General features: G+C 70.0%; 16 protein-coding genes. 5 read left to right on the top strand and 11 right to left on the bottom strand.

From position 1 onward, the window contains the following. Window positions 1–18: 18 nt before the first annotated feature. From FB464_RS14295 to hemE, 7 genes are all read right to left on the bottom strand, one after another. Window positions 19–1,185 carry a ferrochelatase gene (locus FB464_RS14295; protein WP_246093200.1) on the bottom strand — a complete coding sequence of 389 codons (1,167 nt, stop codon included), beginning with the start codon at window positions 1,183–1,185 and terminating at the stop codon, window positions 19–21. Between the two features lie 92 nt (window positions 1,186–1,277). Further along, window positions 1,278–2,006, bottom strand: a complete 729-nt coding sequence (gene hemQ, locus FB464_RS14300; RefSeq protein WP_116413257.1) for a hydrogen peroxide-dependent heme synthase — start codon at window positions 2,004–2,006, stop codon at window positions 1,278–1,280. A 107-nt stretch (window positions 2,007–2,113) separates the two neighbouring features. After that, window positions 2,114–2,473 carry a DUF3618 domain-containing protein gene (locus FB464_RS14305; protein ID WP_116413256.1) on the bottom strand — a complete coding sequence of 120 codons (360 nt, stop codon included), beginning with the start codon at window positions 2,471–2,473 and terminating at the stop codon, window positions 2,114–2,116. After that, window positions 2,466–2,900, bottom strand: coding sequence for a phage holin family protein (locus tag FB464_RS14310; RefSeq protein ID WP_116413255.1), 435 nt, complete (start codon window positions 2,898–2,900; stop codon window positions 2,466–2,468). The genes FB464_RS14305 and FB464_RS14310 overlap by 8 nt, the downstream gene beginning before the upstream one ends. 12 nt (window positions 2,901–2,912) lie before the next feature. Beyond that, window positions 2,913–3,272, bottom strand: coding sequence for a YtxH domain-containing protein (locus FB464_RS20300; protein WP_246093070.1), 360 nt, complete (start codon window positions 3,270–3,272; stop codon window positions 2,913–2,915). A gap of 45 nt (window positions 3,273–3,317) precedes the next feature. After that, entirely contained in the window at window positions 3,318–5,102 is a 1,785-nt protein-coding gene (locus FB464_RS14320) for a protoporphyrinogen/coproporphyrinogen oxidase (protein ID WP_211327262.1), read from the bottom strand. A 5-nt stretch (window positions 5,103–5,107) separates the two neighbouring features. Then, the gene (gene hemE / locus FB464_RS14325; RefSeq protein WP_170152025.1) at window positions 5,108–6,250 is read right to left on the bottom strand and encodes a uroporphyrinogen decarboxylase; all 1,143 of its coding nucleotides are present in this window, start codon (window positions 6,248–6,250) and stop codon (window positions 5,108–5,110) included. A 158-nt stretch (window positions 6,251–6,408) separates the two neighbouring features. Here hemE and FB464_RS14330 point away from each other — a divergent pair, with 158 nt between their 5' ends. From FB464_RS14330 to FB464_RS14340, 3 genes are all read left to right on the top strand, one after another. Next, window positions 6,409–7,734, top strand: a complete 1,326-nt coding sequence (locus tag FB464_RS14330; protein ID WP_116413253.1) for a glutamyl-tRNA reductase — start codon at window positions 6,409–6,411, stop codon at window positions 7,732–7,734. Window positions 7,735–8,109: 375 nt separating this feature from the next. Then, the gene (locus tag FB464_RS14335) at window positions 8,110–8,724 is read left to right on the top strand and encodes a GNAT family N-acetyltransferase (RefSeq protein WP_116413252.1); all 615 of its coding nucleotides are present in this window, start codon (window positions 8,110–8,112) and stop codon (window positions 8,722–8,724) included. Continuing rightward, window positions 8,721–9,128 (top strand): NUDIX hydrolase, encoded by a 408-nt coding sequence (locus FB464_RS14340; protein ID WP_246093072.1) that lies wholly within the window; start codon window positions 8,721–8,723, stop codon window positions 9,126–9,128. Before FB464_RS14335 ends, FB464_RS14340 begins: the two co-directional genes overlap by 4 nt. Before the next feature lie 63 nt (window positions 9,129–9,191). Here the strand turns inward: FB464_RS14340 and FB464_RS14345 are convergent, their stop codons facing one another. Continuing rightward, window positions 9,192–10,100, bottom strand: coding sequence for a serine hydrolase (locus tag FB464_RS14345; protein WP_246093073.1), 909 nt, complete (start codon window positions 10,098–10,100; stop codon window positions 9,192–9,194). A gap of 87 nt (window positions 10,101–10,187) precedes the next feature. Continuing rightward, entirely contained in the window at window positions 10,188–12,194 is a 2,007-nt protein-coding gene (locus tag FB464_RS14350) for a M13 family metallopeptidase (RefSeq protein ID WP_116413250.1), read from the bottom strand. 66 nt (window positions 12,195–12,260) lie between these two features. Between FB464_RS14350 and FB464_RS14355 the strand changes: the two genes are divergently transcribed. Continuing rightward, window positions 12,261–13,592: an MATE family efflux transporter gene (locus FB464_RS14355; protein WP_116413249.1), complete on the top strand. Its 1,332-nt coding sequence runs from the start codon at window positions 12,261–12,263 to the stop codon at window positions 13,590–13,592. A gap of 269 nt (window positions 13,593–13,861) precedes the next feature. Here FB464_RS14355 and FB464_RS14360 read toward each other — a convergent pair whose 3' ends face one another. Beyond that, window positions 13,862–14,920 carry an MBL fold metallo-hydrolase gene (locus tag FB464_RS14360; RefSeq protein WP_116413248.1) on the bottom strand — a complete coding sequence of 353 codons (1,059 nt, stop codon included), beginning with the start codon at window positions 14,918–14,920 and terminating at the stop codon, window positions 13,862–13,864. A 45-nt stretch (window positions 14,921–14,965) separates the two neighbouring features. After that, a complete protein-coding gene (locus FB464_RS19880; protein ID WP_170151824.1) occupies window positions 14,966–15,124 on the bottom strand; it encodes a hypothetical protein in 159 nt (52 codons plus the stop codon). Window positions 15,125–15,427: 303 nt separating this feature from the next. On the opposite strand from FB464_RS19880, the gene FB464_RS14365 reads away from it, so the two are divergent. Then, complete coding sequence (locus FB464_RS14365) at window positions 15,428–21,631, top strand: Ig-like domain-containing protein (RefSeq protein WP_142206725.1); 6,204 nt, start codon at window positions 15,428–15,430, stop codon at window positions 21,629–21,631.

Consider the following 21,631-nt stretch of genomic DNA (forward strand, 5'->3'; position numbering starts at 1 on the left):
CTCATAGAACAGGTCCGGTCACGGGGCCAGCCCGGCGAGCGCGGGCTTGAAGCCGAGGCGCACGTTCTCACAGCAGCCCGAGCGACAGACGTCGTACCAGGGCCCGAGGGGGGTCAACGAAGGCCGGTCGGCGGTCGGCACACCGTTCACCCGTTCGAGCACGAGGTCGATGAGCCCGCTGACGTACTGCTGGTGTACTCCCGGCGTCGGCACGCGAACACTGTACAACGCATTCTCGTTCGCCGTGTCGGTCGCCTCCTTGTCGAGGTCCCACTTCACTTCCATGTGGTCGCTCACGAAGCCGAGCGGCACGATCACGACGGCGCGGATGCCACGGGCCGGCAGCTCGCCGATCGCATCGTTGATGTCGGGGTCGAGCCACGGCTGGGTGGGCGGGCCACTCCGGCTCTGGAACACCAGCTGCCACTGCGGCAGGGATGACCGGCCGACGCCGACCGCCTCCATGACCACCTCGGCCACCGCCAGGTGCTGCGCCTGGTAGGCACCGCCCGGGCCGAAGCCGCGTTCGGGCGGGCCGGAGCGGTCGGCATCCGTCGACGGGATGGAGTGCGTCGAGAACAGCACCTCGACCTCGGTGCCCAGGTCGATGCCGGGCAGGGCTGCCTCGATCTCGTCGAAGACCGCCGAGACGCCGTCGATGAACGGGGCGACGAAGCCGGGGTGGTCGAAGAACTGGCGCACCTTGTCGATCTGCAGGGTGCCCTCGAGCCCGGTCTCGGTGAGCGCCTTCGCGTAGTCCTCACGGTACTGGCGGCAGCTGGAGTACGAGCTGTAGGCGCTCGTTCCGATGGCGATGAGCTTGGTGAAGCCGCGCTCGTTCGCCTCGCGGAGAGCCTCCGGCAGGTAGGGAGCCCAGTTGCGGTTGCCCCAGAGCACGGGCAGATCGATTCCGCGGCGGGCCAGTTCGGCCTCGAGGGCCGCCTTCAGCTCGCGGTTCTGCTCGTTGATCGGGCTGATGCCGCCGAAGGCGCGGTAGTGGTGGGCGACCTCCTCGAGGCGCTCATCCGGGATGCCGCGACCGCGTGTGACGTTGCGGAGGAACGGGATCACATCGTCCTGGCCCTCGGGCCCACCGAACGAGGCGAGCAGGATCGCGTCGTACGCGACGGCCTCCTCGACGTGTTCGGCTCCGGATGCCGCGGCGGAGGTCGCCGCGCGAACGATGACGCCCTCGGGGAAGGCGTTCGCATCCGCGGCGGGAGCGGTGTCGGTGGCGGGACCGACCGGCGCAGGACGGTCGACGGCTGCTGCATCACTCACTGGAGTACCTCCACGATCTCGGCGGTGCCGATGCGGCGCCCGGTGTAGAACGGAACCTCTTCGCGAACGTGCCGGCGGGCATCCGTCTGCCTGAGGTCCCTCATCATGTCGACGAGGTTCAGCAGCTCGTCGTCTTCGAGCGCGAGGATCCACTCGTAGTCGCCGAGCGCGAAGCTCGCGACGGTGTTGGCCAGCGTCGTGCGGAACGCTGCGCCCTTCATGCCGTGGTCGCGGAGCATGGCGCTCCGCTCCTCCTCCGGCAGCAGATACCACTCGTACGACCGCACGAAGGGGTAGACCGTCACCCAGCCCTGCGGCGGCTTGCCGAGCATGAACGACGGCATGTGGCGCTTGTTGAACTCGGCGTCGCGGTGCACACCCATGGCATTCCACACCGGCAGCAGGCTCTTCAGCAGCGTCGTGCGACGGAGCTGCCGGAGGGCCCACTGGAGGGTCTCGGGAGTCTCGCCGTGGATCCAGACCATCAGGTCGGCGTCGGCGCGGAGCCCCGAGACGTCGTAGAAGCCGCGCACGGTGACGTCTTCACCCTCGATGCTCAGCACCGCGTCATCCAACTCTTCGACGACAGACGGCACGTCATACCCGTCGATCTCGAACGGCGCGTCGGGGTTGCGACGGAACACCGCCCACAGGGCGTACGCGGTGACCAGTTCACCCATCGGCTCGGATGTCGACGGAATGGTGCTGGGGGCAGGGTCTGTCATGGTCTTCTCTCTGGAGCGGCCGCGACCCCCCGCGCCCGATGCTGGTGGTAACCCCCGCTGTGTGTCTGTGCTGGGCTGTGTGGTGTTCGGAGCTGGTGGCGCTCCGGTCAGCGGCGGGTGGCCGAGCGCACGCCGAAGAAGATGCCGGTGCCGACGAGCGCTGCGACTCCCGCGATGCCTGCCACCAGGGCGGCGGGGTTCTCCTCACGGAGAGCCAGCACCTTCGCCTTCAGCTGCGCCGTCTCGTACTTCGCGCGCTTCGGGATGTTCAGCTTGAACTCGATCGCGTCGAGCGTCTGCGCGAGGCTGTCGCGGTTCTTCACGACGTCGCTCTTGATCTGCTCGTGCGAGCGGGTGTCCTTCGGCTTGTCGGGTTTTGGCGGCTGGTTCTTCTTCAGCCCGGCGGCAGCGGCCTTCGACGCCGCACCCGTCCGCGATCCGGCAGTCAGCGCCTTCTTGTCACTCATGGGTCTCACCCAGTCCCTTCACGGCGTTGACGTCTTTCTTGAGGCTGGTGATCGAATCCTCGGGCACAGGAGGCACGCCCTTCTTGATCTGCGCGAGGCCGATCAGCGCCAGGATGATCGCGACGACGAGCAGCGCACCCGCCACGATCAGCGCCGAGAGCCAGGCGGGAAGCGCGGTCGCGATGCCGAGCACCGCTGCCGCCACCAGCACGGAGAAGACGAAGAAAAGCAGGAACAGCGCCGCAGCGATGAGCCCCGCTCCGATGCCGAGCTTCGAGACCTTGCTGATGACCTCGGACTTCAGCAGGGTCAGCTCGTCTTTGACCAGCGTGGTGAGCAGGCTGGGCAGAGCGCTCACCAGTTCGGCGAGGGACTGCTTCGTCTTCGGGTTGCGGGGGTTCGTGTACGACGCGCCGGGATCAGCCACAGTGAACTCCGACTACTCGACGAAACCGGTCAACGGGGGAACGACGGAACCCGATCCGGTGCTCGTTCCCGCGCCACCCGCGCGGGCACCGGGGGTGCTGCAGGCGGAGTTCTTCTGGGCGCTGGCAGAGGACTTGTCGAGGCGGAGCACAGCTCCGAGACCCTTGCGCACGCCATCGGCGATCCTGCCCGAAGCGGCATCCAGTCGCTGGTTGGCGAAACCCTGCACCTGGCTGACACCGGCCTGCACGGGCTGGGACTGCCAGACCTTGTCTGCGCCCGCCTTGATCTGCTCGTACCGCTGGCGACCTGCCCGGGAGCCCAGCACATAGCCTGCACCGATGCCGACCACGAAAAGTAGCTTTCCGCGCATGATTACTCCGATCAGTCGTGAATTGCCTGTTGGTAAATCGTAGCCCTATGAACTGAGGAGACTCGCAGCTAGCTCTGAGGCCTTGACCTTCGCTCCGTCGATGACGTAGGCGAGGCCCGTGCCCGAGATCCAGGCCCCGACGACTCCGAGCCCCGGATGCTCGTGCACCGCCTCGACCAGAGCGTCGACCCGCGCGCGGTGGCCGCCGGTCGCGAACGCGAGGGAGTCGCGCCACTCCACGAGGGCGAAGCCGCGCACCTGCGCGTCGGCGAGGGGAAGGCCGAGGAGGGTGGAGGCGTCGCGGAGGGCCTGGGCGCGCGTGACGGTGGGGGCGGCGGCGGTGCGCTGGGCCGGGCGGCCGGTGGCGGTGGGGCCGGTGGCGGTGGGGGCGGTGGATGTCGCGGGGCTGGCGCCGGGCGGCACTGGGCCAGCGCCCGCACTCTCGCCCCGGCCGTACGACAGGCGCACCACGTGCCGGCCCGGGCCGGCGGCCGCCGCGAGCCACGGCCACTTGGCGGTTGCGTGGGTCAGCGCCTTCGCGCCGACGCTCCTGACATCCTCCGCGACCAGCACGCCGGTGCCGCGCGGGGCCGCGTCGAGCTCGGGGGCGTCGAGCACGAGGGTCGCGAGGGTCACGGCCGAGGAACCTGGCCAGCGTGCATCCGACGCCTGCTCGCTCAGTCCGTCGAGCCCCTGCAGCAGAGTGAGGGCCGCCCGGAAACCGGCCGCGACCATGACCGCGTCGGAGCCCAGCACCGAGCCGTCGTCGAGCACGGTCATCCACTCGGCAGGCGCCGCGCCACCCGCGCCAGCGCCGCCCACCCCGCCCGCACCCGCGTCACCCGCGCCGTCCGCACCCGCACCCGCACCCGCGCCAGCCGCATCGGCGCCGCCCGCATCGCCACCCGCGCCGTCATCACCGCCCGCACCAGGCGCCGAAAGGACGCCAACTGCTCCAAGGGCGTCGCTTTCGAACAGTTCGGGTCCTTTCGGCGACGCGGATGCCGCGTGCGACATGTCGACGCGGCGGATCCCCCGCACGCCGACGCCGAACCGCAGGTCGACGCCGAACCGTTCGCAGTCGGCGACGAGCGCCTCCACGAGTCGGAACATTCCGCCGTCGATGCCGCCCACCGCCGAGCCCGCCTTCGCGCCTGCACCGGTCGCGGGGTCGGGGCGACCACCCGAGGCGGCTGCCGCCGGCTTGCCGCGACGCGCGATCAGCGACATCACGGCGCCCGAGAGGGAGCCCTGCACGCCCATCGCCGCGAGGAGTCCCGGCGCGACGGCATCCACGTCGACGAGGTCGGGGTGAGCGGAATGCACCCCCGAGACGATGGGTGCGACCAGCCGGTCGAGTACCTTCTGGCCCATGCGCCGCCGCACGAGCTCCCCGAGTGACGCCGACTTGCCGACCCGCACCAGCGGCGTGTAACGGTCCAGCTGGGCGCGCAACACCCCCGACCAGCCGATGATGCGGCGCACGTCGTCCGCGAGCGGAACGCCCGGGATGCCCAGCACCGTGTTCTTCGGCAGCGGGGCCGCATCGCCCTCCAGCTGCACCCAGGCGCCCTTCGGATTCGGGGTCACCACGGTTCCACCGAGACCCAGTCCGTCGAGGTACGCGGCGACCGTGCCTCCGCGGGTCGCGAAGCTCTCGGCTCCCGCATCGAGACGGATGCCCGCAACCTCGTGGGTGGCGACGCAACCGCCGGGCGTCGCCGACGCCTCGAGAACGGTCACCCGCAGACCCTTCCGCGCGAGGGTGCGCGCGGCGACGAGGCCGGCGACGCCAGCCCCGACGATGACGACACTCCGACCGGCGGGCACGCGCGTCAGGAGGCGGGGTTCGCGGTCGGGGCAGGAGCCGCAGCCGCAGCCGCCTCGCCCGCCACCTCGTGCACGAACGACACCACGCGCGTGAGCACGGCGGGGTCGGCGTCGGGCGGCACGCCGTGCCCCAGGTTCACCACGTGCGACGGCGCGGCCTTCCCGCGCTCCAGCACGTCGAGCACATGCGCCTCCAGCACCGGCCACGGCGCAGCAAGAAACGCCGGGTCGATGTTGCCCTGCAGCGGCACCGTTCCGCCGAGGCGGCGGGAGGCCACGTCGAGCGGGATCCGCCAGTCGACGCCCATCACGTCGGCGCCGACGTCGTGCATCGCGCCGAGCAGCTCGCCGGTTCCCACGCCGAAGTGCACGATCGGAACGGTGCGGGTCGCGGCATCCGGCGCCGTGTACTGCAGACCGTGCACGCGGCTGAGTGCGAGGGCGGAGGCGGGGGCGACCTTTGCGGTGTAGTCGGCGAGCGAGAGTGCTCCCGCCCAGGAGTCGAAGAGCTGCGCGGCGCTCGCCCCGGCGAGCAGCTGGGCGCGGAGGAACGCGCCGGTGACGGAGGCCGTCCACCGCATCAGAGCCTGCCAGGTCTTCGGGTCGGAGTGCATCATCGTGCGGGCGGCGATGTGGTCCTTCGACGGCCCACCCTCGACGAGGTAGGCGGCAAGGGTGAACGGCGCGCCGGCGAAACCGATGAGGGGGGTGTCGCCGAGCGCGGCGACCGTGAGCGCGACGGCCTCGGAGATCGGTGCGAGAGCTTTCTCGTCGAGCTCGGGGAGGGCCGCGACATCCAGAGCCGTGCGCACCGGATGCGGCAGAACCGGACCCTTGCCGGCGACGATCGACACGTCGACGCCCGCCAACTTGATCGGAACGACGATGTCGCTGAAGAAGATGCCGGCATCGACGCCGTGGCGGCGCACCGGCTGCAGGGTGATCTCGCTCGCCATCGCAGGGTCGAGGCAGGCGTCGAGCATGTCGGTGCCCACACGGAGCGCCCGGTACTCGGGGAGGGAGCGGCCGGCCTGCCGCATCATCCAGATCGGGGTGACCGGCCCGCGGGTACCCTGATACGTGGTGACGAGGGGGCTCGCGGATGTTCGGCCGCTCTGCAGCGGATGGTCGGCCGGAAGCACCTGCACATCGGCCTCAATCGTGGGAAGACTCACGTACTCCAGTGTCTCAGGGTTTGCTCCTGTTTTCCCCAACGGGCCGTCGGGCGGAGTGCTGGTGTTCGCAGCGCTGGTGTGAGTTCTACAAGACGTCGTAGATCCTCGGCAATCTCGCATACGATGTATTGGTGCTGATCTGCCTGACTGCGAGCCATCGCAATGCGAGCTTCACCCTTCTGGAGAAGCTCTCCATCGGCGCACCGTCCGTGGCTCCTTCGCTGGTCGGCGACAGCGACTTCATCCAGGGTGCTGTGGTTCTCGCGACCTGCAACCGCTTCGAGGCCTACCTCGATGTCGACGAGCCGCTGACCGCCGGGAGCGCCCTCGCGGCGAGCGAAGTGATCGAGGCCGTGAGCCGGGCATCCGATGTCGACGCCTCCGACGTCTTCGAGGCCGTCACCGTGCTCTCGGGCGACGCCGTGGCCGAGCACCTCTTCTCCGTGTCGAGCGGGCTCGAGTCGGTCGTCGTCGGCGAAGACGAGATCGCGGGCCAGGTGAAGCGTGCGCTGCAGACCGCCCGGGTGGAGGGCACCACGTCGTCGGCGCTCGAGCGACTGTTCCAGCGGGCATCCCACACCTCCCGCGACGTCAAGACGAAGACCGGTGTCGGCGGTGCCGGCAGGTCGCTGGTGCGACTCGCACTCGACCTGGCCGAGAGCCGCGTGACAAGCTGGGCGGGCACGCGCATCCTGCTCGTCGGCACCGGCAAGTACGCGCGCGTCAGCCTCCTCGCCCTGCAGGAGCGGGGCGCCACCGATTTCTCCGTCTACTCCCCCTCGGGCCGGGTCGCGCCGTTCGCCGCGCGCCACGGGATCCCGCAGGTCTGGGCTGACGACCTCGTGGACGCCATCGCCGCCTCCGACGTGATCGTGACCGCCAGCCAGTCACCCGTGGCCGTTCTCACCGCTTCCCACTTCACGGAAGCGCAGGCGGTTCCGGATGCCCTGCAGCGCCGCCTCGTGATCGACCTCGGCCTGCCGCGGAACGTCGACGGAGCCGTCTCGTCGGTCACCGGCGTCGAACTGCTCGACCTCGAGACGATCAGCCTGCACGCGCCCATCGACGAGTTCGCGTCCACCACGAGCGCGCGCGCCATGGTCGACGAAGCCGCCGCGGAGTACAGCGCCGCCCGAGTCGAGGCCGAAGTCACCCCCGCCGTCGTCGCGCTGCGCTCCCACTTCTTCGACGTGCTCGATGCCGAGATCACCCGCGCCCAGGGTCGCGGGGACAGTTCCCCCGAGACGGAGGCGGCGCTCCGCCACCTCGTGGGCGTGCTGCTGCACACCCCGTCGGTGCGCGCCCGCGAACTCGCCCGCGCCGGTGAGGGCGAGGCGTTCGTCGCGGCCCTCGAGTCCCTGTTCGGCGTGAAGCCGGCCGCCGTCGTGCTGCCGCTCGCAGCCCGCACCGCCGTCGCACCCGCGGCCTCCGGCTCGACCGCCGCCGACGCTTCCTGACCCACTCCCGGCGCCTGCGCCGCGGGTCCCGCCCACCCACTCTCCGCGCGCGCCGTACTCGAGTGGGCGAAAAGGGCTCTAAAACTGGGTTTTTGGGGCCCAAATTGCCCACTCGGTGCCGGGCCCACGCGCGGGGTGGCGTCGTGTGCGGGGGTGGGTGCGGCTGGGAGGGCGACTGCGGCACCCACTCCCCCACACGCGCCGTGCTCGAGTGGGCGAATTGGGCCCTAAAGCAGGGTTTTTGGGGCCCAAATCGCCCACCCGGTGCCGGGCCCACGCGCGGGGTGGCCTCGTGTGCGGGGGTGGGTGCGGCTGGGCGGGCGGGTGGGGGGCGGGTGGGGGGCCGGGAGGCGGGCGGGCTGGCAGAGTGGAGGCATGACCACTTTTGCGCCGATCGAGACCGCGCGGCTGCGACTGCGACCGCTGCGGGAGAGTGACGCCCGGGACATCCACTCCTACCAGCGGCTGCCCGAGGTTGTCGAGTACATGTTCTGGGAGGTGCGAACCCTCGAGGAGACCCGCGAGCATCTCGCCCGCCGGCTGCTGACAACCGGACTGGAGAACGACGGCGATGTGCTGGTGGTCGGGGTCGAACTCGGTGGGGCCGACGGGATCCCGGCGCAGGCACCTCGGCTGATCGGCGAGATCACGGTGTTCCTGCACAGCGTCGCCAACGGGCAGGCCGAGATCGGCTGGGCGTTCCATCCCGACGTCCAGGGTCGCGGGTATGCGAGCGAGGCGGCGGGCCGGATGCTCGACTGGGCCTTCGCGGAACTCGACATTCACCGTGTCGAAGCCCACCTCGACCCGCGGAACACCGCCTCGGCGGCGGTCTGCCGACGACTCGGGATGCAGCAGGACGCCCTGCTGCGCGAGAACCTGCTCTTCAAGGGCGCGTGGGCGGACACCGCGATCTACGGGGTCCTGCGCGACGAACGCGCGGCCTTCGTGGCCGACCGGGGCGGCGCAGACGGCGGGGGCGGCGCGTGAGCGTGCTCCCTCCGATCCGCGTGGCGGCGGTCGTGCTGCTGCGGGAGCGACGGGTGCTCATGGTGACGGCCCGGGCCCGCGACGTGCTCTACCTCCCGGGCGGCAAGATCGACGCGGGTGAGACTGCCGCCGAAGCGCTCGTGCGGGAGTGCCGCGAGGAGATCGCGGTCGGGCTGGAGGGGGCGAGCATCCAGAGCCTGTTCACGGTGACAGTGCAGGCGCACGGCGAGCCGGAGGGGCGGATGGTCGCGATGGAGCTCTTCGCTGCGACGACGCCCGACGAGCCCACGGCGTCATCCGAGGTCGACTCGGTGCACTGGGTGACCTCGGCCGACGCGGGCCGCTGCCCACCCGCCGGGGTCGAGACTCTCGCACGCCTCGTCGCCCTCGACCTGATCGACTGAGCCCGGCGCCCCGGCCCGCGCCGCCGCCCGGCACCCGCCACCCGTCGACCGCCCGGCCGCAGCTCAGTACACGTATTCCAGGATGTCCGTGCCGAGCGTGCGCATCCCGTCGAGCACAGCGAGCCGACCGGTCAGCTCAGCGTCATTGAAGCGCATCGTGATCGCGTACGCGACGCTCGCGCGGGGGCCGCGCAGCACGCCGACCTCCGAGCGGATGCCGTCGCCCGACCCGGTCTTGTTGACCAGCAGCAGCCCGTGGTCGGAGTGCACGTGCGACAGCGGATCCAACCCGAACGCACTCGCCACCATCGACAAGTCGCTGCCGAGGCCGAGCCAGGCGAGCACCTGCTGGCTGGTCGCCACATCGACGATGCTGCCCTCCGCGAGGTTGCGGAACAGTGTCGCGAGCTCACGCGCCGAGCCGACGGAGAAGTGCGGGGCGTCATCGGGCCCGCGGAAGTCGCGCACCTTGTCGAGCAGGAACGTGCGGTGCAGCCCCAGCGATTCGCCGCGCGCCCGCACCGCGTCGAGCCCGATGTGCCGGAGCAGGACATTCGTCGCCAGGTTGTCGCTCGACGAGCCGACCAGAACGGCCAGGTCGGCGATCGGCAGGGTCGGCACCTGCAGGTGCTGCCAGAGGCCGGTGTCGGCGGCCGAGTCCACGACGGTGCGGTCGAGGAGGCCGTGCGCCGAGATGTCACGCTGGGTGAGACGTGCGGCGACCTCGATGAGCAACAGAACCTTGCCGAGACTGGCGGTCGGCACAGACAGGTGGTCGTCGATGGAGAAGAGCACCTTCTCGCTCGCGACATCCAGAGCCGACGCCGTGATCTGCACCCCGGACAGCGCCAACTTCGTCAGCGAGACGAAGCCGCGCTTGAACGTCTCACTGTCGTGCGGCGCGCTCGAGCGTCGCCCGCTCGGCAGACCGGGCGACGCTCGCCGCCGGTCTTTGCGCATCGGTTGTGCCACCGTTGTTTCCTTCGTCTGCGGCCGTCGGGAGCCGCGTCACCTGCACGGGTGCCGGGGCCCCACGACCCCAGCGGTAAAACCTCGAAGCTACCAGATGGTCACACGGTCATCCGGAGCCAGCCAGAGCGCATCGGTCTCACCGACAGAGAACGCTTCGTAGAACTCACCGATGTTCCGCACGATCTGGTTGCACCGGAACTCGTTCGGCGAGTGAGGATCGATCGCCAGCAGGCGGATCACCTCTTCGTCTCTCGACTTCTGCTGCCAGGCCTGCGCCCAGGAGAGGAAGAACCTCTGGGCACCGGTCAGACCGTCGATCACCGGCGGTTCTGCGCCGTCGAGCGAGATCAGGTACGCCTTCCACGCTATGCCCAGTCCGCCGAGATCGCCGATGTTCTCACCGATTGTCAGCGAACCGTTCACGTGATGGTCGGGAACCTGTGCGGGCGCGAGCGCGTCGTACTGCGCAATCAGCGAGGCCGTCAGCTTCTCGAAGGCTTCGCGGTCTTCGGATGTCCACCAGTCCGTCAGGCGTCCGTCGCCGTCGAAGCGGGAACCCTGGTCGTCGAAACCGTGGCCGATCTCGTGCCCGATGACCGCTCCGATCGCGCCGTAGTTGGACGCGGCATCCCGTGCCTCGTCGAAGAAGGGGTACTGCAGGATGGCGGCCGGGAAGACGATCTCGTTGAACCCGGGGTTGTAGTAGGCGTTGATGGTCTGCGGGGTCATGAACCACTCGTCGCGGTCGAGCGGCTTGCCGACCTTGCCGAGTTCGCGCTGGAACTCGAATTCGCTCGTCGCCCGAACATTGTCGAACAGGCTCGACGCGTCGAGGTCGAGGTTCGAATAGTCACGCCACTTCGCCGGAAAGCCGATCTTCGGCGTGAACTTGTCGAGCTTCTCGAGCGCCCGCTCCCTTGTCGACGGCGTCATCCAGGAGAGATCGGTGATCGACTGACGGTAGGCCTCGATGAGGTTGGCGACCAGGATGTCCATCGCGGCCTTCGCCGTGCTGCCGAAGTGGCGGTCGACGTAGATGCGCCCGACGGCCTCGCCCATCGACCCTTCGACGAGCGAGACGCCGCGCTTCCAGCGGGCACGGATCGACGGTGTGCCGGTGAGGGTGTGGCCGTAGAACTCGAAGTTCTCGGTGACGAAGGCGGACGGCAGGAAAGCCGCGGCGCCGTGGATGATCTTCCACGACAGCCAGTCCTTCCACTGCCCGAGGCGGTCCTCGGTGAGGAGGCCCGACAGGCCCTCGAGGAAGCTCGGCTCGCGCACGACGACCTCATCGAGCACCCCCGGCGGGACGTCGAGCGCGTCGCGCCAGATGGTGAGGGCGCCCGCGGGCGAGTCGTCTTCGGCCGCGCCGGCGAACAGGGCGAGCAGGTCGGCCCAGGAGAGCAGGTTGTAGGTGGCCTGCGCGTCACGGGTCTTCACGTTGTCCCAGTGCTTCGACGCGATCGCGGTCTCGAGATCCAAGACGCGCTGGGCGCGGTCAGGCGCGCTTCCGGCGTCAGCGTCAGCGGTGGCGGTCGATCCGCTGGCGGCAAGCTCGAACAGCCGCTGGATGTGCGCGACGTACGCCTCCCGGATGCCCTGGAACTTCTCCTCGCGGTAATAGCTCTCATCCGGCAGGGTGATCCCGCCCTGCTCGACGAACACGAGGTACCGCTCGGGGTTGCCCGGGTCGTTGTCGACGAACAGGTGGAAGAACCCGCCCACACCCTGCCGCTCGAGACGCCCGACCGTGCGCACGAGGTCTTCGACGGATGCGATGGCGTCGACCAGCGCGAGCTGCGCGTCGATCGGTGCCGTGCCGAGCTCTTCGATGCGCTCCTCGTTCATGAAGCTCGTGTACAGGTCGCCGAACTTGCGTTCCTCCGTGCCCTCATCGGCACCCTGCGCCTCGACGATGATCTGCTGCACAGCCTTCTCGGCCTCTTCGGCGAGCTCGTAGAACGACCCGTAGCGCGCTTTGTCTTCGGGGATCTCGGTGCGCGCGATCCAACGCCCGTTCACGTGCCGGAACAGGTCGTCCTGCGCACGGGTGTCGGGGTCGAGTTCGGTCGTGTCGATGCCGGTTTCGCTCATGCGTCCAGAATAGCCGCGCGGTCTGACAGTGCCGCGAGTGTCGGGAGGGCTGGCTACGGTTGGTGGATGCCCCGCCCGAGCCTCGACCGCGACATCCTTCGCCTCGCCGTGCCCGCGCTCGGCGCACTCGTGGCCGAGCCGCTCTTCCTGCTCACCGACACGGCGCTGATCGGTCATCTCGGCGAGGTTCCGCTCGCGGCCCTCGGCATTGCGAGCGCGATCGTGCAGACGGTGATCGGGCTGCTGATCTTCCTCGCCTACGCGACCACTCCGGCTGTGGCCCGGAGGCTGGGCGCGGGCGATCGCACCGGCGCGATCCGGGCCGGCATCGACGGGCTGTGGCTCGCCCTCGGGCTCGGCGTCGTCGTCGTGCTGCTCGGCCTGCTGTTCGCGCGACCCGTGGTCGGCCTGTTCACCGGCGATGCGGATGTCGCGGCCGATGCCGTGACGTACCTCACTGTCTCGCTCGCCGGGCTGCCCGCCATGCTGCTCGTGATCGCGGCGACCGGGCTCCTGCGGGGGCTCCAGGACACCCGCACCCCCCTCATCGTCGCCGTCGCCGGTTTCGCCGCGAACGCCGGGCTGAACGCCGTGTTCATCTACGGGTTCGGCTGGGGGATCGCGGGATCCGCCGCCGGCACCGTCGTCGCCCAGTGGGCGATGGCCGCGGTCTCCATCGTGATCGCGGTGCGGGCCGCCCGCGAAAGCGGAGCGCGGCTGCGGCCGGGACTCGACGGGGCTCTGTCGGCCGCAACATCCGGAGCCTGGCTCTTCGTGCGCACGGCATCGCTGCGGGCGGCGATCCTCGCGACGGTGGCCGTCGCTGCGACGTTCGGCACGGCCGAGCTCGGAGCGTTCCAGATAGCGCTGACCCTCTTCACGACGCTCGCGTTCGTGCTCGACGCCCTCGCGATCGCGGGCCAGGCGATGATCGGCCACGGGCTCGGAGCGGGTGATGTGGTGCGAGTCGGCCTCATCACACGGCGGCTCGTGCGCTGGGGCTGGGGCGTCGGCGCGCTGCTCGGGGCGGGCATCGCCCTGGTCGCCGCGCTCGGGCTGCTCGGGCCGGTGTTCACCTCGAGTCCGGATGTCGCGGCAGCACTCGCTGTCACGGCGCTGGCGATGGGGTTCGGCATCCCGCTCGCGGGGTACGTGTTCGTGCTCGACGGGGTACTGATCGGAGCGGGCGACTCCCGGTACCTCGCGCTCAGCGGGCTCGCGAACGTCGCCATCTACGCGCCGCTGCTCGCCCTCGTGGTGCTGTTCGCGCCGGACGGCGACGCCGGTCTCGTCTGGCTGTGGGCGGCGTTCGGCTACGGCTACATCGGTGCGCGCGCCCTCACCCTCGGCCTCCGCGCGCGCACCGACAAGTGGATGACCGTCGGCGCGCCCGCATAGGCCCCTCCCGCCTGCGCCCTCCCCCGCGCGCACCAGCGCACCTCGCGAGGCGCTCGCATCGAATCGATTCGATGCGACCCGAAGTGCTCGAAACGGGCCGCAAAAGAGCAGTTGGCGTCCTTTCGAATCGATTCGACGCGGCGGGCAGGGGCGCGCGGAGGGGAAGTGCGGCGCGGGGGGCGGGGAGTGCGAGTGCGGGGTGCGGGGGAGCGAGGGGGGAGTGCGTGCGAGGCGCGAGGGGGAGGGGGGAGTGCGCGGGGGCGGGGGCGTCAGACCGTGAAGGTCGCGCCGGACTTGGCGGCGCGGATGTCTCCGGCGAAGGTGGTGCGGGCACGGGCGACGGCTGCGGCGGGGGCGAGGTTCTCGGCGATGTGGGTCAGCACGAGCATCCGGACGCCGGCCTCGGTGGCTTGGCGGCCCGCGTCCTCGGGGGTGCAGTGCACGTATTCGCCGGAAGCGGCCTCGCCGGACCCGGAGGGCGCGACGTCGTAGCCGGCCTCGCAGAGCAGGGTGGCCGACTCCTCGGCGAGCTCGACGAGCGAGATGCAGGGGGCGGTGTCGCCCGAGTAGGTGAAGGCCGTCCGCGGTGTGCCGGCGGCGACTCCGCCGGTTCCGGATGCCGCGGCCGCTCCCGCGCCCGGAGCGCCGTCGGCGGCAGCAGAAGCAGAAGCAGGGGCAGCGGCGGCGGGCACGGCAGCAGCAGTAGCAGTAGCGGAAGCGGAAGCGGCAGCGGCAGCGGGCACGGCAGCAGCAGTGGCGGCAGCAGCAGCGGGCGCGGACGCGCCGCGCTCGACGACCGTCAGCCCGAACGCCGGCACCCCGTGCGACACCGGCCCCCACGACAGGTCGAGGTCTCCCACGCGGGCCTCGCCCCAGCCGTGCAGCTCCGTGAACTCGAAGACCGACTCCAGGCCGGCGAGCGCGGTGGGCCCGAGGTACTCGGCGAGGCGCTCGGCGAGGCCTTCCGGGCCGAACACCGGGATGCGGCGTGAGCCGCGGGCCGCGAGGGCCGGCGCGGTGCTGAACCGGTAGGCGTAGGAGGCCACGAGGAGGTCGGCCGTGTGGTCCGCGTGCCGGTGCGAGACGAAGATCGCGTCGAGGTCTCCCGGCGCTAGGTGCCGCTGCAGTTCGGCGAAGGTGCCGGTGCCGGCGTCGATCCAGAGCGAGGTGGGGCGGGCATCCGGAGCCACCGGCCCGGCCATGGGGAGCGACAGGGCAGAACCCGCGGCATCCGAAGCCACCGGCCCGCCCGACCGCAGGAGGTAGCCCGAGCAGGCGTTTCCGGGCACGGGGAACGGGGCGGACGTGCCGAGAACGGTGAGCTGCATGCCTCCATCCTGCCGTGCGCCGCCCGTTTCACCCGCGCCGGAGCGTCACCGCTTCTGCGGGATGCAGAGTGGGGACTGCCCCACGTGCTGGCCGCAGCTGAAGGCGCTTGCGGCCCCCGCTCCTGAAACCGACATCAGTGCGGTGAGCGCGACGGTCGCTGATGCGACAGCGACCGCACGGCGGAGCGCGTTGGCCTTCTTCATGGTGGGACATCCTTCTTCGACGGGGCCCGAGCGGAGCTCGACGGCCAGTGGTTGGTTCACTTGGGAGATACAGAACGACTTCATCCATTACGCGGGACCGGGAAATAAGCTGGTCGCCCGCAGCGGCCGCAGGCGTTGAGCTGCGGGCGGCCAGTCACGTTGCGACCCTTGTTTAGGGGATGGCAACAAGTCATGTTTGAATGGTCCGGCTTGTCACATCTCACAGCGGGGGTTCACGTGAGGCTCTTCGAAGCCATTCGGCGCCACAAGGCGACGTTTGCTTCGGTGGCGACGGTGTCTGCCGTGTCACTCGCAGTGACGACGATGGCGATCTTCTACCAGGGCGTCTCGACCGCGAATGTGCAGCTGAACGACGGCGGCGTCTGGGTCTCGAAGCCGAGCGGGCTACTGCTCGGCCACCTCAACTACCCGTCGCAGGTGCTCGACAGTGGGCTGCGGATGACGAGCGGCAACTTCGGCATCCTGCAGAACGGCGACACGGTTATCGCCGTCGACCCGGCCTCCTCGACGATGCAGACGGTCGACCCCGCGACGGTCTCGGTCGGCAACCCGGTCGCCGTGCCGGCCGATGCGCAGGTCTCCCTCGGTGCCGACACCGTCTCGGTGCTCGACCCGGCGAGTGGGATGCTCTGGGCCACGTCGCCCGGGTCGCTCGCCAGTTTCCTGCCGGCCCCGCAGGCCCCGCTGTACCGGCTCGGCTCCGGGGCTTCCGCCACGGTCGACAGCAGCGGCGGTATCCACGGCCTCTCGCTCACAGATCGCACGCTGGTCACGATCCCGGCGGATGCCCAGGCGGCACCGGTTCCGGATGAGCAGAGTTCCGACGCACCCGCCTCCGAGACGGCCAGCCCGGCGGCCACCCCACCGGCCGGCACCGCGACCACCGCGGCCGGCGCGACCCCGACGCCCACCCCGACCCCGACCCCGACCTTCGACGGCCGCACCGGAACCACCTCGAAGAGCCCCGACATCACCACCAGCGAACTGCCGGCCGTCGCCGACGACGCCAAGCTCAGCCTCGCCACCGTCGGCACCGACGCGGTCGTCTTTGACAGCGTGAACGGCACCGTCTTCCTGCCGGGCGGCAAGACGGTCACGCTCGACGCCGCCAAGGGCGGCATCCTGCAGCAGAACGGCCCCGAGTCCGGAACGGTGCTCATCGCGACCGCGGGCGCGCTCCTCGAGCAGCCGCTCGACGGCGGTGAGGCAACCACGGTCGACGCTCCGCCGTCGAGCACCGGTGGAGCGGGCCGGCCGACGGCACCCGTCTCCCTCGGCGGCTGCGCCTATGCGGCCTGGTCGGGCGCCTCCACATATGTGCGCGACTGCGACGGCACGGCAAACGACGTCGCGCGGTCGATCGACGGGCTGGCCGACAACGCCGACCTGCTCTTCCGAGTCAACCGGAACGTCGTCGTGCTCAACGACCTCACAAGCGGAGCGGTCTGGCTCGTCAACCAGGACATGAAGAAGGTCGAGAACTGGGACGACGTCGTGCCTCCCGCCGACCAGACCCAGAAGGACGACAACGACGACACCCCCGAAGACGTGCTGCAACAGGTGCTGCCGAACCGCACGGAGCAGAACAACCCGCCGATCGCCGAGAACGACAAGTTCGGCGTGCGGGCCGGTCGGACGACCATCCTGCCGGTGCTCGACAACGATTCAGACCCCGACGGCGACGTTCTGACGGCGAGCCTCGCGGGAGGCCAGCCCACTCTCGGCACGGTGGAGCCGATCCTGAACGGCGCAGCCCTGCAGATCAGCGTGCCGGCCGGCGCGACAGGCGGCACGACGTTCGGCTACACGGCGGATGACGGGCGAGGCGGGCAGGACGCGGCATCCGTCACCCTCACCGTCAGCGCCACCGGCACCAACAGCGCGCCCACCGAGAAACGCATCGGCAGCGTGCCCGTCGAGCAGGGTTCGACGGTGTCGTACAACGTGCTGCCCGACTGGATCGACCCCGACGGTGACGACGTCTTCGTGACGAGCGCGACGGCCGACGGCGCCAACCAGGTGCAGTTCCGCGCCGACGGCCAGATCACCTTCACCGCGCTCGACGCAGAGCCCGGTCGCAAAGACGTGAAGGTCACGGTCTCCGACGGCACGGCCGAAACCGAGGGCACGATCCACTTCGAGATGCGGGCCGCAGGCACTCTGCCGCCCGTGACGAACGCCGACCACTACATCACCCGGCCCAACCAGCAGGTCACCGCGTCCCCACTGCTGAACGACCTGAGCCCGAGCGGCACGCAGCTCCGGCTCGCCAAGGTGAACGAGGTCGCCGGGGCCACCGTCGTGCCGGACTACACCACGGGCACCTTCAGCTTCCTCTCTGCAACTCCCGGCACCTACTACGTGCCCTACGCGGTCACGAACGGCCCCAAGTCGTCGACGAACCTGGTGCGGGTGGATGTTCTGGCCGACGTGCCGACGGATGCCGCACCCATCGCCGTGCGCGACGTCGCCCTGCTCACCAAGGGTCACAGCGTGCTGGTGAACGTGCTCGGCAACGACTTCGACCCGGCCGGCGGCATCCTCGCCGTGCAGTCGATCGACAACCCCGCCGATTCCGGGGTGGGCGTGGAGGTGCTGGAGCACGAGACCCTGCGCGTCACCGATGTTCCCGGCATCACGAGCCCCACGACCATCCGGTACACCGTCACGAACGGTTCGAAGTCGGCTGTCGGCGAGGTCTACATCATTCCCGTGCCGGCCCCGGCGAAGCTGCTGCCCCCGGTGGCCGTCGACGACACCGTGACCGTGCGCGCCGGGGATGTCGCGACCATCCCCGTGCTCGCGAACGACTACAGCCCCAACGGTGACACGATCACCCTCTCGCCGACGCTCGTCGAGCCGCTCGTCGACCCGGCCGACGGGGACATGTTCGTCGCGCAGGACACCCTGCGCTTCAAGGCCGGCCCCGTCGCGAAGACGGTCTACGCGACCTACGAGGTGGTCGACAGCCAGGGCCAGCGTGACGCCGGCTACGTGACCATCCAGATCGTCGGCTCCGATGCCGGCGCGAACTCGCCGCCGCGACCCCGCGACGTGACGGTTCGGGCGCTGCAGGGAACGACCGTGCGGATCCCCATCGTGCTCGACGGCATCGACCCCGACGGCGACTCCGTGCAGCTGGTCGGCCAGGCGAGCGCGCCGACCAAGGGCCGCATCGTGAACGTCGGCGAATCGTGGCTCGAATACGAGGCCTACCCGGTGTCGACCGGCACCGACACCTTCACCTACAGCGTGCGCGACCGCCTGGGGGCCGAAGCCACTGCGACCGTGCAGGTCGGGATCGTGCCGAGCTCGGCCGCGAACCAGAACCCCTACGCCGTGCCGGATGCGGTCAGCGTGCGGCCCGGGCGGAGTGTGGCTGTCGACGTTCTCGCGAACGACTCCGACCCCGACGGCGACCCGATCGCCCTCCGCGAGAACGGACTCCAGCTGCCCGAGGGCATGACCGCCGAGATCAAACGCGGTCGGGTCGTCGTGAATGCTCCGACGACCCCCGGCCAGTACACCGTGCAGTACACGGTGGTCGATCAGTACGGCGCGACCGCCGTCGGTGCACTGCTGGTGAGCGTCGACCCGAACGCGCAACTCATGGCGCCGATCGCGCGCGACGACATCATCGGCGTCGCCGACGTGATGGGCAAGGCGTCGACGACGGTTCCGGTTCGGGAGAACGACGACGACCCCGACGGCACCGTCGACGACCTGACGGTCTCGGTGAACGACCCGAATGCCAGTGTCACTGCCGACAACCAGCTGACGGTCATCCTGCAGCCCGCCGCCCAGATCATCACCTACACGGTGACCGACGTCGACGGCCTCACCGCGTCGGCGTTCGTCTACGCGCCGGGCACCGACACCGAGGCGCCGACCCTGAAGCCGGGTACGAAGGCGATCACGGTCAACAGCGGCGAGACCGTGAGCGTCGCCCTCAGCGACTACGTTCTCGTGGCACCCGGTAAGACGGTGCGCATCACCGAGGCCGGCAAGGTGAGCGCCTCGCACGCGAACGGCGCCTCGCTGGTGACGGATGCCATGACCCTCAGCTACACGTCGAACGCCGACTACTTCGGACCCGACGCCCTCAACTTCGAGGTGACCGACGGTTCGGGGCCAGACGATCCCGCCGGGCACAAGGCCACCCTGGTCATCCCGATCACCGTGGTGTCGACGGTCAACCACTCGCCGACCTTCATCGGCGGCAGCCTCAATGTCGCCCCCGGCGAGGACGCGAAGACGCTGAACCTCCGCACCCTCTCCCGCGATGCCGACAGGGGCGACCTCGACAAGCTCGTCTACAAGGTCACGAACGATCCTGCTTCAGGCATCGACGCGAAGATCGACGGCAACACGCTGACCGTCTCCGCGAGCGCCTCCGCCGCGAAGGGGCCGTCGAGCCTGCAGATCTCGGCCGACGACGGCCAGAGCGAGCCAGGGACCGGCGTCGTCACGGTGAACGTCCTGACCTCCACAAGACCGCTTCCGCTGGCCCGCGACGACAGCGTCGCCAAGGCCGACCAGGGCAAGACCCGCACGGTCGATGTGCTCGCGAACGACTTCAACCCCTACCCCGAGACCGCGCTGAAGATCATCGACACCTTCGTCGAGACCGGCAATGGCTCGGCCCAAATCAACGGCAGCCAGGTGGACGTGACCCCCTCCGCGGACTTCGTGGGCACGATGGTGGTGCGGTACCGCATCTCAGACGCCACGAACGACCCGTCGCGCGAGGCGGACGGGCGCATCCAGCTCACGGTGCAGGGCCGACCCGACAACGTGACCACGCCGTCGGTGACGTCCATCCAGGACAGGACGGTCGTGCTCTCCTGGACCCCGCCGAGCGACAACGGAGCCCCGATCACGGGCTACACGGTGTCGAGCCCACAGGGCTACAGCAAGCAGTGCGCTTCGACCACCTGCACGCTCAACGGCCTCACGAACAACGTCGAGTACACCTTCACTGTCACCGCGACGAACGCGGTCGGCGTCTCCGATCCGTCTCCCGCGTCGGCAGTGGCGAGACCGGATGCCCGCCCCGACCGTCCCGCGGCGCCGACGCTCGTCTTCGGAGACAAGAGCCTCACCGTGAACTGGGTCACGCCGAACACCACCGGTTCGCCGGTGACCTCCTACAACCTCGAGATCTCGCCCGCGCCGGCGAAGGGCGCCATTCAGAAGACCGGCGTGACCGGCAACACCGTGAAATGGGAGGGGCTCGAGAACGGCACCCCCTACGAGGTGCGTGTGCAGGCCGTGAACCGGGCGCCGACCCCCAGCGACTTCAGCCCGTACTCGGCCGCGGAGATCCCCGCCGGCAAGCCGGATGCGCCTGCCGCACCCACTGTGACCCGCCTCGACCCGGTCGGCAACCAGGCACAGCTGCGGGTCAACTGGGATGCTCCCCGCAGCAACGGTGACGCCATCAAGGGCTACACGCTGAAGGTGCTGAAGGGCGGATCGGTCGTGCGCACCCTCACGCCGAGTGCGGATGCGACATCCCAGGCCGTCTCGGTGGACTACTCGGAGACCGACTACACCTTCTCGCTCACCGCCTACAACAAGGCCGGCACCAGCGACAGCTCGGGTGAGTCCGCTCCGCGGCGGGCCTTCGTGGCCCCGGGGGCACCGTCGAACGTGCAGGCCACGGCGGGCGACAACACCGTCACGATCTCGTACGGCGCGGCCGACGGAAAGGGCGCAAGACAGAGCGAACTCGTCTACCAGTACAGCGTCAACGGCGGTGGCTGGACCGGGATGCCCGGCGACAAGGTCATCCGGAGCGGCGTGCCCAACAACGGCTCCTACAGCGTGAAGGTGCGCGCCGTCACCCAACTCGACGGCGAGACCTACGAGGGACCGGCGAGCGGGGCGTCCAACACCGTCAGCCCGTACGGCGCGCCCGGCAATCCCACCGCGAGCGCGAGCGACAACGCGAAGAGCGTCACCGTGACCTGGGGCGCACCCGACCGCAACGGCCAGGACTTCCACATCGAGATCAGCATCGACGGCGGCGGCTGGGAGAACGTGGGGGCCGCGGGAGGCAGCCGTGTGGTCGGTGACGGCTACAGCCAGCGGCACACCATCGACGCCCGCACGGTCGACAATGCCGGCCAGGTCAGCGGAACGGTCTCCGCGGCGGCGACGAGCCGGGCCGAACCGATCACGACGGCGGTGAGCGTGTCGAAGGGTGGCTCCGTGCGGAACTCCGAGTGCTCGAGCGCAGGCTGCGCCTACGTCAATGTGAGCATCACCGATGCGAAACCCGGTTCCTACACGCTGACCTACCGCAGCAACTGCGCCAACGGCGGTGGCTGCAAGACGACCTGGCTGACCAAGACGGTCAACGTCGGATCGAGCGGCAACGCCACCCTCACCAACAACGCCTACTTCGGCTACACCGGATCGTCGGTCTACGTGACCATCGACGGCCCCGGCGGAACCTTCGAGTCCAACCACATCACCTGGTAA

It is taken from the genome of Subtercola boreus (genome assembly GCF_006716115.1).
GTDB classification, from domain to species: Bacteria; Actinomycetota; Actinomycetes; order Actinomycetales; family Microbacteriaceae; genus Subtercola; species Subtercola boreus.